Origin of the sequence: Hydrogenophaga pseudoflava, from assembly GCF_031020795.1 — a bacterium.
Classification (GTDB): Bacteria; Pseudomonadota; Gammaproteobacteria; order Burkholderiales; family Burkholderiaceae_C; genus Hydrogenophaga; species Hydrogenophaga pseudoflava_A.
Map to the genome: position 1 here is coordinate 201986 of NZ_JAVHJP010000004.1, position 12452 is coordinate 214437.

The following is a 12452-nucleotide window of genomic DNA, read 5'->3' on the forward strand; positions in this document are numbered from 1 at the left end:
CATGTTTGCTCGCCGTTCCCTGTTGGGGCTGGGTCTGGTGGCCGCGTCGCTGGGCGCGACCGGAGGGGCCTGGGCGCAGGCTTATCCGACCAAGGTCATCCGCCTGCAGGTGCCGTTCGCGCCCGGGGGCACGACCGACATCGTTGCGCGCGTCATGTCCGAGCCACTCGGCAAGTCGCTGGGCCAGAGCGTGGTGGTCGAGAACAAGGCCGGTGGTGGTGGGGTGATCGGTGCCACCGAGCTGGCGCGCGCGGCCGCGGACGGTTACATCATCGGCATGGCGACGGTGTCGACCACGGCGGCCAACCCGGCGATCAACCCCAAGATCCCGTACAACACGCTCACCGATTTCACGCCCATCATCAACATCGCTGCAACGCCCAACGTGATCGCAGTGCATCCCAGCTTCCCGGCCAAGGACTACAAGGGCTTCATCGCGGAACTCAAGAAGAGCCCCGGAAGGTACAGCTATGCCAGCTCCGGCACCGGCGGCATCGGCCACCTGCAGACCGAACTCTTCAAGAGTCTGGCCGGGGTGTTCATGACCCACATCCCGTACCGCGGCGCCGGCCCGGCGCTCAATGACACCGTGGGCGGCCAGGTGCCGATCATCTTCGACAACCTGCCGTCGGCCCTGCCGCACATCAAGGCCGGCCGCCTGGTGCCCATCGTGGTGGCCGCGCCGCAGCGCCTGCCGGTGCTGCCCGATGTGCCGACCTTCAAGGAAGTGGGGCTGGAGCCTGTGAACCGCATGGCCTATTACGGCCTCATTGGTCCCAAGGGCCTGCCCAAGGAAGTGGTGGACAAGCTGTACAACACCACCAAGACGGCACTGAACGATCCGGCGGTGCGCAAGCGCATCGAGGACACCGGTTCGCTGATCGTGGCCAACACGCCCGAGCAGTTCACGGCCCAGATCAAGGCCGAGTACGAGGTGTACAAGGAAGTCGTCACCAAGCAGAAGCTTTCGTTGGACTGATGGACGCCACGGCGCTCGCGCGCAGTGAGGAGAGCGCGGGCGCCTTTGTCGACGCACTCTGGCTGGAGGAAGGCCTCTCGCGCAACACGCTCGACGCCTACCGGCGCGACCTTGTGCTGTTCGGCCAGTGGCTGGCGGCCGAGGGCGCGCGCTCCCTGCCGCAGGCGGGCGAAGCCGACATCCACGCCTACTTCGCCAGCCGACACGCCGAGACCCGCGCCACCACGGCCAACCGGCGTCTCACGGTGTTCAAGCGCTACTTCCGCTGGGCGTTGCGCGAGCGCCTGATCGACGCCGATCCCACGCTGCGCCTGATGGCCGCCCGGCAGCCGCTGCGCGTGCCCAAGACCCTGTCCGAGGCCCAGGTTGAGGCTCTGCTGAATGCGCCGGACACCTCGACCCCGCTCGGCCTGCGCGACCGTACCATGCTGGAGCTGATGTACGCCAGCGGGCTTCGGGTGAGCGAGCTGGTGACGCTGCGCACCTTTCACGTGGGCCACCAGGACCATGTGCTGCGGGTCACGGGCAAGGGCAACAAAGAGCGGCTGGTGCCGTTCGGTCAGATCGCGGGCGAGTGGCTGCAACGCTATCTGAAGGAAGGGCGCCCCGAGATCCTGGGCGGTCAGGCCAGCGAAGACCTGTTCGTCACGGCGCGCGGCAGCAAGGCGGGCGAGGCCATGAGCCGGGTGATGTTCTGGAACCTGGTCAAGCGCTACGCGCTGGCCGCCGGCATCACCGCGCCGCTGTCGCCTCACACGCTGCGCCATGCCTTCGCCACCCACCTGCTCAACCATGGCGCCGACCTGCGCGCGGTGCAGATGCTGCTGGGCCATGCCGACATCTCCACCACCACGATCTACACCCACGTGGCGCGCGAGCGGCTCAAATCCGTCGTGGCGCAGCACCATCCGCGCGGCTGAAGGGATGGTCCTGGGGGTATAACCCGGGCATGGACGGTTTCTTCCAATCTCCGGTGGCGCAGGCTGCCGTGCTGGCCGCGGCCGGCGCGCTGGCGTTCTGGCTGAAAGACGTGCCCGGGCTGGTGGTGTCCTGGGGCCAACGCTTCTTCATCTCCATGCTGACCATCGACTCGCGCGACGAGTTCCTGTTCTCGGCGCTGGTCGAGTACATGGACGCGCATCCCTCGCTGCGCCAGGTCAACCAGTTCACGGCGCGAAGCGTGCGCCAGGGCACGGCCTACCAGAGCCTGGAAGAAGACCTGCGCGCCGGTCAGGCACCGCGGGCCTACCTCTCACCAGGCGAAGGCCTGCACATCCTCCGGATCGATGGCCGGCTGGTCTGGATCCGCCGCGAACTGCAGGTGACGCAGAGCGTGTTCGAACGCATCAGCCTGTCGCACTTCGGGCGCACCGGCGGCTGGCTGGAGGCTTTCCTGCAGCGCGCCATTGACGCGCGCGCCAGCCGAGAGAGTGACACGCTCTCGGTCTACATTCCCAACCCTTTCCACGGCGGCGACTGGATGCGGGCGCGGCTGGGCTCGCGCCGCCCGCTGTCGTCGGTGGTGCTCAAGGCCGGGCAGGCCGAGGCGCTGCTGGCCGACCTGCAATCGTTCTATGCCGCCCACGAGCGCTATGCGGAACTGGGCATTCCCTGGCGGCGCGGCTACCTGCTATATGGGCCGCCGGGCACCGGCAAGACATCGCTGGTCACCGCGCTGGCGTCCGAGCTGCACCTGAACGTCTGCACGCTCAGCCTGGCCTCGCCCATCGTGACCGACGAGAAGATCCACACCCTGCTGGCGGCCGTGCCGCAGCGCTCGCTGCTGCTGATCGAGGACGTGGATGCCTTCTTCCGCCAGCGCGACGCGGCGCACGCCCAGGTGCGGCTGTCCTTCTCCGGCTTCCTCAACGCGCTGGACGGTGTGGCCACGCAGGAAGGCAATGTGCTGTTCATGACCACCAACCACGCCGAGCGGCTGGACCAGGCGCTCATCCGCGCCGGCCGGATCGACGAGCGCGTCGAGCTGGGTGTTTGCGACGAGGAGCAGCTGCAGCGGCTCTACCTCAAGTTCGATCCCGACGAGGTCGCTGCGCTGGCCTTCGCCTCGGAGAACGCACCGCAAGGCCTGTCGCCGGCCCAGGTGCAGGGCATGCTGATGCGCCGCTTCGGCACGGTGGGCCGTCGGGCCTGACGAAGTTCACTGTGGCGGCCGCTGCACCAGCTCCACCAGCAGACCCTGCTCGGTCACCGTGATCTGTCCGGGCCGCAGGCCCAGCAGGTCGGCCATGGCGGCCTCCTTCTGCGGCAGCTGGTAGAGCACCACTTCGCGCAGCGACTGTTCGGCCAGCGCGGGGGCGTAGGTGTTGAGCAGGTCCACCGCCTCGGGCTGCAGGCCGGGGAAACGGAAACGGTAGACCTTGAGCTGGTGCGCGCGCAGCGAGCGGTCGCTGTGTTCGTAGCGCAGCGCGAAATCGACCGTGAAGCTGCCTTGCTGGGTGCGGGCCAGCGCGGCGCCGGCGGCGGTCACCGGCATCTCGGCGCGCAACCGGTTCTGCGCCGGCAGCAGGCCCAGGCGCGGCGCGCCCAGGTCCAGGTTCACCAGGCCGGCCACCGGGTAGCGCACCGGAAAACGCTTGGCCACCTCGGTCTGCAGCAGGTCCTGGGGCACGGTGATGCGCGGCAGGGCGGGGGCGGTCCCTGTTTCAGCGGGGGCGGTCTGCGCACGGGCGGCCAGTCCGGCGCCGAACAGCGGAAGGCACAGGAGCAAAAAGCGGCGCCGCACGGGTTCTCCCGGCCTCAGCGGTAGAACACCTCGACCCGGCCCTTGAGCTGGATCAGCACGGGCTGGCCCCGGCGGTCCACCGTCTTGGCCGATTGCACCTTCACCCAGCCCTCGCTGATGCAGTACTCGGCCACGTCGAAGCGCTCCTTGCCGTTGAAGCGGATGCCGATGTCGTGCTGGAACACGGCCGCCACATGGTGGGGGCTGCGCGGGTCGATGGACAGGTGGTCGGGAAGTTCGGGGCGGGCGGTGTCGGACATGGCGTCGGAGGGGCGGAAATCGGAAAGTGCCGATTGTCCCGCATCGTGCGCCGGCTCAATCTTCCAGCACCCGCACCTTCACGCTCTTGCCCTTGACCTTGGTGGTGGCCAGGCGGCTGGCCGCCTGTTGCGCGATGGCGCGGTCCACCGCCACGTAGGTGGACCATTCGTTGACGTTGATCTTGCCCACCTGCTCGCGGGTGTAACCCAGGTCAGCGGTGAGCGCGCCCAGCACGTCGCCGGGGCGGATCTTTTCCTTGCGCCCGCCCTGGATGTGCAGGGTGGCCATGGGCGGCTGCAGCGGTTCCTGGCTCGCGGGCGTCAACTCGTTCACGGCGTGCCATTCGGACTCGCGCTTTTGCAGCTGTTCGATGCGGCCGACGTAACCCATCTCGTCCATGCTGGCCAGGTTCAGCGCCAGGCCGCTTTCGCCCGCGCGGCCGGTGCGGCCGATGCGGTGCACGTGCACTTCGGGGTCGGGCGTCACGTCCACGTTGATGACGGCTCCCAGGCTGGCGATGTCCAGCCCGCGTGCGGCCACGTCGGTGGCCACCAGCACGCTGCAACTGCGGTTGGCAAAGCGCACCAGCACCTGGTCGCGCTCACGCTGCTCCAGTTCGCCGAACAGGGCCAGCGCGCTGAAGCCCTGGGCCTGCAACACGGCCACCAGGTCGCGGCACTGGGCCTTGGTGTTGCAGAAGGCGATGGCGCTGGCCGGGCGGAAGTGCAGCAGCAGCTGACCGACCACGTGCAGGCGCTCCTTGTCGCTCACCTCGTACCAGCGCTGTTCGATCTGCGCGGGGCTGTGCTGGGCCTGCACGGCAATCGTCTGCGGATCGCGCATGAACTGCTGGGCGAGCTTGGCAATGCCCTCGGGGTAGGTGGCCGAGAACAGCAGGGTCTGGCGTTCCTTCGGGCACTGCTTGGCGACCTTGACGATGTCGTCGAAGAAGCCCATGTCCAGCATGCGGTCGGCTTCGTCCAGCACCAGGGTGTTGAGCGCGTCCAGCTGCAGGCTGCCCCGCTCCAGGTGGTCCATGATGCGGCCGGGCGTACCGACCACGATGTGGGCGCCGTGCTCCAGCGTGGCCAGCTGGCCGCGCAGCGGCACGCCGCCGCAGAGCGTGACCACCTTGGTGTTGTCCTCGGCGCGCGCGAGACGCCGGATCTCGGTGGTGACCTGGTCGGCCAGCTCGCGCGTGGGGCAGAGCACCAGCGTCTGCACCGCGAACCTTCTGGGGTTGAGGTTGGCCAGCAGGGTCAGGGCGAAGGCCGCGGTCTTGCCGCTGCCGGTCTGGGCCTGGGCGATCAGGTCCTTGCCCAGCAGCGCGGGCGGCAGGCAGGCCGCCTGGATGGGCGTCATGCTCAGGTAACCGAGCTGCTGCAGGTTGGCCAGCGTGGCCGGCGACAGGGGGAGGCTGCCGAAATCGGCGGAGGGGGCGGAAGTCATGCCCGATTATCGGGCGGCCACCCCGGTCACTGGCGGGCTCAGCCCGCCAGCGTGAAGTGGAAGGCCGCTCCCAGGCCCGGTTCCGCGTAGGCCCAGATCCGCCCGCCGTGGCGCATGACGATGCGTTGCACGATGGTCAGGCCGATGCCGGTGCCTGCGTACTCGCTGGCGCGGTGCAGGCGCTGGAACGGGCCGAACAGGCGCTCGGCGGCTGCCATGTCGAAACCGCAGCCGTTGTCCCGCACGAAGTACACGGTTTCCCCGTGGGTCTCCCGGGCGCCGATGTCGATGCGGGTGATCTCGCGGCGCGCCGAAAACTTCCACGCGTTGCCGATCAGGTTGTCCAGCAGGCTGCGCACCAGGGTCGGGTCCGCCATGGTTTTCAGGTTGGGAGCCACGTTCAGCTCGATCCGGCGGGCCGGGTCGGACTGCGACAGCGCATGGACGATCTCGCGGGCCATCTGCCCCAGGTCCACCACCCGCCGCTGCATGGGCAGCTGATTCATGCGCGCCATGTTCAGCAGGGCGTCGATGAGCTCGCCCATGCGCCGGGCGGACGTCGTCAGGCCTTGCAGCAGGGCCAGTTCTTCGGCCCCGAGCCGCTCGGGCTGGGCCTGAAGCTCCTGGCTGATGCTGATCACCGCGCGCACTGGCGAGCGCAGGTCATGGGCCACCGAATAGCTGAAGGCCTCCAGCTCCTTGACGCTTTGCTGCAGCTGGGCGGTGCGCTCGACCACCAGTTCCTCCAGGCCGTCCTTGAGCATGCGCAGCCGCTGCTCGCTGAGCTTGCGCTCCGACACATCCTGCATCACGCCCGCGACGTGTTGTACGCTCGTGCCGGCGGCGTCGAGCTTGATCCAGCGCTCTCCGGCCCCGTTGCTCAGCAGGCGGAACTCCTGGCTGAACTGCTGCAACTCCTTCAGGCTGCGCTCCAGGTTCGCGGCCAGCACCTCGCGTTCGTTGTCGTGCACACGTGCGAGCAGTTCCGCCACCGTCAGGGGTTCGCCCTGGGGCGTGCCGATCAGTTCGGCCGATCGCGGCGTGGTGGTGATGACGGAGCGCCTGCCGTCCACTTCCAGGATGCCCAGGCTCGCGGCGTCCAGTGCCTGCTGCAGCAAGCGCCGGTGGTGTTCGAGGGCGCTGCCCAGGCGGTGGCGTTCCAGCGCCATCTGGATGCTGGCGTGCAGCTCGCGCTCGGAAAACGGCTTGAGCAGGTAGCCGTAGGGCTGGGTCTCGCGGGCGCGCTCCAGGGTGGAGTCTTCGGAGTAGGCGGTCAGGTAGATCACCGGCACCGTGTGTTCACGCTGCAGCCGGGACGCCACCTCGATGCCGTCCAGATCGCCCTGGATGTGGATGTCCATGAGCACCAGATCGGGGCTTGTGGCAGCCACCTGCTCCATGCATTCCTGCCCCGACACGGCAATCGACGGCACGTCGTAGCCCAGGTGGGTCAGCCGCTGCTGCAGGTTGAAGGCCACGATGCTTTCGTCTTCGACGACCAGGATGCGGGCTGCCGTGTTCATGATGGGTGCTCCATGGGGAAACGCAGGGTGAAGCACACCGGCGACTCACGCCGGATGTGCAACCCCCCGTTGAGCTGCCGCGCCAGCAGGCGCACCAGTTGCAGGCCCAGCGAACCGGTGCGCTGAAGGTCCTGGTCGGCGGGGATGTCCACACCGTCGTTGCCGATGGACAGCTCCACCTGTCCTTGTCCATCGTGCCGCAGGTCCACGCGGATCACACCCTGGCGCTGTGCCGGAAAGCCGTGCTTGAGCGCGTTGCTCACGAGTTCGTTGACGATGAGCCCGCAGGGAATCGCCTCGTTGATGGGCAGGCGGACCTGATGGGCATCGACTTCCATGGCGACACGACCTGCCTGCGTGCCGTACGAGTCCATCAGGCTGGGCAGCAGATCGCCCAGGAATTGCTGGAAGTCCACCCGCGCAAAATCGTGCGACTGGTACAGCGTCTGGTGGATCATCGACATCGAACGGATGCGGTTCTGGCTGTCACGCAACATCGCCAGAAGCTCCGGATCACGGAGTTTGAGCATCTGCAGATCCAGCAGGCTGTGGATCACCTGCAGGTTGTTCTTGACACGGTGGTGAACCTCTTCCAGCAGCAGTTCCTTCTCACGCAGCGCTTCCTGCATGCGCTGTTCGTGCTGTTTGCGCTCGCTGAGGTCCAGGATCACCGACAGAGTCATCGGTCCTTCGCCGGTTTCCACCGGATTGATCCCGATCTCCACCGGGAACTCGCTGCCGTCCTTGCGCAGACCGCTGAGGTCGCGCCCGGCGCCCATGGGCCGGGCGGTGGCGTTCTTCTGGAACCCCTGGCGGTAGCTCGGGTGGTGGTGGCGGAACCGCTCGGGTACCAGAACCTCCACGGGCTGTCCCAGCAATTCGGCAGTGGCGTATCCGAAGGTGGTATCGGCCAGGCGGTTGGTGCGTGTGATCAGACCTTGCTGGTTGACCACGACCATGGCGACCGGAATGCGGTCGAAAGCCTTTCCAAGGTAGTCGTCCAGTTGCATGCCGCGTGCACCTCCAGTCAGTTCCGGGAAGCCTCCCCCGCGGGGTCCAGGCCCGTGGACAGGATGCAAGGTGCCAGCATAAGCGCGAATCACCGGTCATGCGAGATGTTCCCTGCAGACCTTACGACCCGGGTCGTGCAAAGAGTCTCATCCGGGCCGCGCCGGTGTTCAGGCGCTGAGCAGATCGTCCAGTTCGGCCTGGCTGAAGCCGGCCGCCCTGCGGGCCTCGTCGTTGAAGGGCGGGCGCAGACGGGGCGCGGCGTGCAGGCGCGCCAGGTGGCGGTAGTGCGACACCGGCTCCAGCCCTTGCCGTTCGCACAGCCAGGCGTACCAGCGGTTGCCGATGGCCACATGGCCGACCTCGTCGCGCAGGATGATGTCCAGGATGTCCACGGCGCGCAGAGCGGCGGGCGTGCCGACCTTGCGCAGCCGGGCCTGGATCAGCGGCGTCGCGTCCAGGCCGCGTGCTTCCAGCGTGCGCGGCACCAGGGCCATGCGCGCGGTGATGTCGTGCTGCGTCTTCACGCACATCTCCCACAGACCGTTGTGGGCCGGGAAGTCGCCGTAGTCGTGGCCCAGGCTCTGCAGGTGTTCACGCAGCAGGCCGAAGTGGGTGGCCTCTTCGTCCGCCACCCGCAGCCAGTCGCGGTAGAAGCCGGCGGGCATGCCGGCAAAGCGCCATACCGCATCGAGCGCAAGATCGATGGCGTTGAATTCGATGTGGCAGACCGCGTGCAGCAGCGCCGCCAGGCCCTCGGAGGTGAACGGCGAGCGCTGCGGCACCGCCATGGGAGGCACCAGAACCGGCCGGGGCGGACGGCCGGGCAACACCCTGCCCTCGGACACGGGGATGGACGGGGCTGGCACCAGCGCCCGTTCGCGCGCGTCTTCGTCGCCCAACGCCACCAGCCGCTGCCACAGCGCATGCGCCGCCTGTACCTTGGCCTGCGGATCGGGCAGGCACAGGGCGTCGAGCGCGGCATCGCGCAGGCCGGGTTCGGAGCTGGGAGCGGTGGGCATCCCTACAATTCTAGGTTTGCCCCGCAGACCACTGGAGACTCCCCGCATGGCGATCTATGAACTCGACAGTAAGCGCCCGCAGGTGGCCGAATCGGCCTGGGTGGCCGAGAACGCGCAGGTGATCGGCGAGGTGCATCTCGCCCCCGGCAGCAGCGTGTGGTTCGGCGCCACGCTGCGGGGCGACACCGAGCCCATCGTGGTGGGCGAGGGCAGCAACATCCAGGACGGGTCGGTGCTGCACACCGACAAGAACCTGCCGCTGACCATCGGCCGCCACGTCACCGTGGGTCACCAGGTGATGCTGCACGGCTGCACCATCGGCGACGAATCGCTGATTGGCATCGGCGCCATCGTGCTCAACGGCGCGAAGATCGGTAAAAACTGCCTGGTCGGTGCCGGTGCCCTGGTCACCGAGGGCAAGGAGTTCCCCGACGGCTCCATGATCATCGGCAGCCCGGCCAAGGCCATGCGCCAGCTCACGCCCGAGCAGATCGACGGTCTTCGCCGCAGCGCCTTGCATTACATGGAGAACGCCGAGCGCTACCGCCAGGGCTTGAAAAAGGTCGGCTGATCCCGATCTGCGAGCGTTCTTTTTCTGAAAGCACAGAGTGTCCGAACTCCACAAATTCCTGTTTGAAGGCCTGCCGGTGCGCGGCATGCTGGTGCGCCTGACCGACAGCTGGCAGGAGATCCTGCGCCGCCGCCAGCAGGCCGGTGGCTACCCGGCCGCCGTGACCGAGCTGCTGGGCGAGATGGCCGCGGCGGCCACGCTGATGCAAGCCAACATCAAGTTCAATGGTGCGCTGATCCTGCAGGTCCAGGGCGACGGCCCGGTCAAGCTGGCGGTGGCCGAGGTGCAGCCCGATCTCGCGCTGCGCGCCACAGCCACCGTGACCGGCGAGGTCGCGGCCGACGCCCCGCTCTCGCACATGGTCAACGTCAACAACCAGGGACGCTGCGCCATCACGCTGGATCCCAAGGACCGCCTGCCCGGCCAGCAGCCCTACCAGGGCGTGGTGCCGCTGTTCGGAGACCGGCACGAAAAGCTGGAGAAGCTCAGCGAGGTCATCGAACACTACATGCTGCAGAGCGAGCAGCTCGACACCTGCCTGGTGCTGGCCGCCAGCGACCAGGTGGCCGCCGGTCTGCTGATCCAACGCCTGCCGCTGCAGGGCGAATCGAACCTGTCCGGTGCGGGCGCGGTGGCCCGCGACGAAGACCAGATCGGCCGCAACGAGGACTACAACCGGATCGCCATCCTGGCCGCGAGTCTGAAGCGCGAGGAACTGCTGACGCTGGACGCCGACACCATCCTGCACCGCCTGTTCTGGGAAGAGGATGTGCGCCGTTTCGAACCGCAGACCGGCGCCGACGGCCCACGCTTTGCCTGCACCTGCTCGCGCGAGCGGGTGGCGGGCATGCTCAAGTCGCTGGGGCGTGAGGAGGTCGAGTCCATCATCGCCGAGCAGGGTCAGGTGGAGGTGGGTTGCGATTTCTGTGGCGCGCAGTACCACTTCGATCCGGTCGATGCCGCCCAGGTGTTCCTGCAGGCGGCGGCCCAGCCGCCCGTCGCCGGCGGCACGCACTGAGTCACTTCAGGACATCGAGCACATCGTGGCAGGCTCCCATGGTGTGGTAGTCCACCTTGCCGGCCGGGCTCTTTTCGTCCGAGTACTTGCGGTTGTCGGCCGAAAGGATGCGCCACCAGGCGCCGTGCTCGTGGTCCACGAAATGACGCCATGAGTAGGCCCAGAGGTGCTCGTAGGCCGCCCAGTAGCGCGGCTCGCCCGTGACGGTGGCCAGCCGCGCGGCGGCGGCCAGCGACTCGGCCTGCACCCAGAAGTACTTGTCGCTGTCGCAGATGCTGCCGTCGGGCGCGAAGCCGTAGTACAGGCCGCCGTGCTCGCCGTCCCAGGCCTTGTGCATCGCGGTGTCGAAGAAGTGGCGGGCACGTTCGACCAGGGCTGCATCGGGCCGGCGTTCGTTCAGTTGCAGCAGCAGCTTGGTCCACTCCGTCAGGTGACCAGGCTGGAATCCCCAGGGCCGGAAGATGTTGGTCTTGTCGTCCTTGTTGTAGTCCCAGTCCACCGTCCAGTCGGCCTTGTAGTGCTCCCAGACCAGCCCGTCGGCCAGGGCCGCCTGGCGCACGGTGATGTGCTCGGCCAGCAGGGCGGCGCGGTCCAGGTAGCGAGGCTCCTGTGTGGCGTCGTGGGCGGCCAGCAGGGCTTCGCACAGGTGCATGTTGGCGTTCTGCCCGCGGTAGGGCCGCACCTGCCAGTCGGCCGTGGCCTCGTCGGCGTACAGGCCATGCTGCGGTTCCCAGAAGCGCCGCTCCAGCAGCTCGAAGGTCTGCGCGATGCCGGCGTGCGCGCCGGCCACGCCGGCCATGTGGGCGTGCGCATGGGCCAGCAGCACGAAAGCCAGACCGTAGGCGTGGTTGGTGGCGTCCAGCACGCGGGCCTGACCGTCCCGCCAGTCGATCAGCCAGGCGTAGCCGCCGGTGTCCGGGCGGCGGTGCACGGGCAGGAAGTCGAAGGCCTGCTGCAGCGCCTGCCGTGCGGCCGGGCCACCGAGCCCGCGCCGCACCGCCATGCCCAGCGTGACCACGTAGCGCGTGCTGCTCACCAGGTGCCTGGTATGCGCGTCGTAGACGCTGCCGTCGTCGCGCAGGAAGTGGAACAGCCCGCCGCTGGGATCGATCGCTCGCGGCAGGTAGAACGACAGCGTGTCTTCGATGTGGGCGCGCAGGAAGGCCGGCGAGCGGAAGTCGGGCAGGGGCGTGGCGGGAATCATGGGCGGGTGTCTCCGTGGGTGTTGGGTGCCAGCAGCTTGCTGAACAGCCGGTGCTCGCAATCCGGGTCGCTGCATTGGTCGCAGCTCCAGGCGCGCCGGCCGGTGGTCAGTGTCTGTTCGGTGGTGGTGAGGTCCTGCCCCAGGCGCCGCCCGATGGCGCGCAGGGCCTGCTCGGTGCGGGCCGTTCCGCGGCCGTGGATGGTCTGGAAGGCCAGCCCCGCGGTCTGCAGTTCGCGCCGGATCACGGTGTCCACCGCATCGCGCACGGCGGGGCTGTCGCGAAAAAAGCCGTCGGCGACCCAGGGCAGGTCCAGACCCATCAGCAGGGTGAGGTCCACACGGCACTGCCAGGCCAGGGCTTCGCTCCAGAGCGAACGGTCCTGGAAATAGAGCTCGCTGTAGGCCGCGATCACCAGGGGGGAGGTGTCTGCAATGACGACGCCCTCCGCGAGACGGGAAGCCGCTTCGTCGGTGAGGCGGGCCTGTTCGCGGGCCAGCGCGGCCTGCTCGTGCAGGTGAGGGGCACGGCGGTGTTGCTCGCACCAGTGGCGCAGATGTTCGGCCACCATCGCAGACGCCACCCCCCTTGCTGCAAGTTGCTCGCACAAGGCGCGAGCCAGGGAGGTCTTGCCGGTGGATTCGCCGCCGAGCAGCGTGACCACAAGTGCCACGGC

General features: G+C 68.1%; 13 protein-coding genes. 5 read left to right on the forward strand and 8 right to left on the reverse strand.

Annotated features, from left to right (window positions below; all coding sequences use genetic code 11):
* The first annotated feature begins 1 nt into the window (after position 1).
* The 3 genes from RCO38_RS14465 to RCO38_RS14475 are packed head-to-tail and all read left to right on the forward strand — an operon-like array spanning position 2 to position 3131.
* Complete coding sequence (locus tag RCO38_RS14465; protein WP_308329045.1) at positions 2-979, forward strand: tripartite tricarboxylate transporter substrate binding protein BugE; 978 nt, start codon at positions 2-4, stop codon at positions 977-979.
* Positions 979-1899, forward strand: coding sequence for a site-specific tyrosine recombinase XerD (gene xerD / locus RCO38_RS14470; RefSeq protein ID WP_308329046.1), 921 nt, complete (start codon positions 979-981; stop codon positions 1897-1899). The genes RCO38_RS14465 and xerD overlap by 1 nt, the downstream gene beginning before the upstream one ends.
* Positions 1900-1928: 29 nt before the next feature.
* Entirely contained in the window at positions 1929-3131 is a 1203-nt protein-coding gene (locus RCO38_RS14475; protein ID WP_308329047.1) for an AAA family ATPase, read from the forward strand.
* Positions 3132-3137: 6 nt separating this feature from the next.
* Here the strand turns inward: RCO38_RS14475 and RCO38_RS14480 are convergent, their stop codons facing one another.
* The 6 genes from RCO38_RS14480 to RCO38_RS14505 all read right to left on the reverse strand — a co-directional run bounded on the left by RCO38_RS14480 (position 3138) and on the right by RCO38_RS14505 (position 8985).
* Positions 3138-3722, reverse strand: a complete 585-nt coding sequence (locus RCO38_RS14480) for a DUF1439 domain-containing protein (RefSeq protein WP_308329048.1) — start codon at positions 3720-3722, stop codon at positions 3138-3140.
* A gap of 14 nt (positions 3723-3736) precedes the next feature.
* Positions 3737-3982, reverse strand: a complete 246-nt coding sequence (locus tag RCO38_RS14485) for a DUF3297 family protein (protein WP_308329049.1) — start codon at positions 3980-3982, stop codon at positions 3737-3739.
* A gap of 55 nt (positions 3983-4037) precedes the next feature.
* Complete coding sequence (gene dbpA / locus RCO38_RS14490; RefSeq protein WP_308329050.1) at positions 4038-5432, reverse strand: ATP-dependent RNA helicase DbpA; 1395 nt, start codon at positions 5430-5432, stop codon at positions 4038-4040.
* 38 nt (positions 5433-5470) lie between these two features.
* Positions 5471-6955 (reverse strand): response regulator, encoded by a 1485-nt coding sequence (locus RCO38_RS14495; protein WP_308329051.1) that lies wholly within the window; start codon positions 6953-6955, stop codon positions 5471-5473.
* Positions 6952-7965, reverse strand: coding sequence for a sensor histidine kinase (locus RCO38_RS14500; protein WP_308329052.1), 1014 nt, complete (start codon positions 7963-7965; stop codon positions 6952-6954). Before RCO38_RS14500 ends, RCO38_RS14495 begins: the two co-directional genes overlap by 4 nt.
* A 168-nt stretch (positions 7966-8133) precedes the next feature.
* Positions 8134-8985, reverse strand: coding sequence for a ferritin-like domain-containing protein (locus RCO38_RS14505; RefSeq protein WP_308329053.1), 852 nt, complete (start codon positions 8983-8985; stop codon positions 8134-8136).
* Positions 8986-9031: 46 nt separating this feature from the next.
* On the opposite strand from RCO38_RS14505, the gene RCO38_RS14510 reads away from it, so the two are divergent.
* Positions 9032-9556 (forward strand): gamma carbonic anhydrase family protein, encoded by a 525-nt coding sequence (locus tag RCO38_RS14510; protein ID WP_308329054.1) that lies wholly within the window; start codon positions 9032-9034, stop codon positions 9554-9556.
* A 37-nt stretch (positions 9557-9593) separates the two neighbouring features.
* The gene (gene hslO / locus RCO38_RS14515) at positions 9594-10574 is read left to right on the forward strand and encodes an Hsp33 family molecular chaperone HslO (protein WP_308329055.1); all 981 of its coding nucleotides are present in this window, start codon (positions 9594-9596) and stop codon (positions 10572-10574) included.
* Between the two features lies 1 nt (position 10575).
* Here hslO and RCO38_RS14520 read toward each other — a convergent pair whose 3' ends face one another.
* Positions 10576-11838: an AGE family epimerase/isomerase gene (locus RCO38_RS14520; RefSeq protein WP_374694545.1), complete on the reverse strand. Its 1263-nt coding sequence runs from the start codon at positions 11836-11838 to the stop codon at positions 10576-10578.
* Complete coding sequence (locus tag RCO38_RS14525) at positions 11775-12449, reverse strand: ATP-binding protein (protein ID WP_308329057.1); 675 nt, start codon at positions 12447-12449, stop codon at positions 11775-11777. Before RCO38_RS14525 ends, RCO38_RS14520 begins: the two co-directional genes overlap by 64 nt.
* Positions 12450-12452: the final 3 nt, after the last annotated feature.

Bases quoted from the DNA above. Each gene is read 5' to 3' on its own strand.
- RCO38_RS14465 (WP_308329045.1), top strand. From the start codon at position 2: ATGTTTGCTCGCCGTTCCCTGTTGGGGCTGGGTCTGGTGGCCGCGTCG.
- xerD (WP_308329046.1), top strand. From the start codon at position 979: ATGGACGCCACGGCGCTCGCGCGCAGTGAGGAGAGCGCGGGCGCCTTT.
- RCO38_RS14475 (WP_308329047.1), top strand. From the start codon at position 1,929: ATGGACGGTTTCTTCCAATCTCCGGTGGCGCAGGCTGCCGTGCTGGCC.
- RCO38_RS14485 (WP_308329049.1), bottom strand. From the start codon at position 3,982: ATGTCCGACACCGCCCGCCCCGAACTTCCCGACCACCTGTCCATCGAC.
- dbpA (WP_308329050.1), bottom strand. From the start codon at position 5,432: ATGACTTCCGCCCCCTCCGCCGATTTCGGCAGCCTCCCCCTGTCGCCG.
- RCO38_RS14495 (WP_308329051.1), bottom strand. From the start codon at position 6,955: ATGAACACGGCAGCCCGCATCCTGGTCGTCGAAGACGAAAGCATCGTG.
- RCO38_RS14500 (WP_308329052.1), bottom strand. From the start codon at position 7,965: ATGCAACTGGACGACTACCTTGGAAAGGCTTTCGACCGCATTCCGGTC.
- RCO38_RS14505 (WP_308329053.1), bottom strand. From the start codon at position 8,985: ATGCCCACCGCTCCCAGCTCCGAACCCGGCCTGCGCGATGCCGCGCTC.
- RCO38_RS14510 (WP_308329054.1), top strand. From the start codon at position 9,032: ATGGCGATCTATGAACTCGACAGTAAGCGCCCGCAGGTGGCCGAATCG.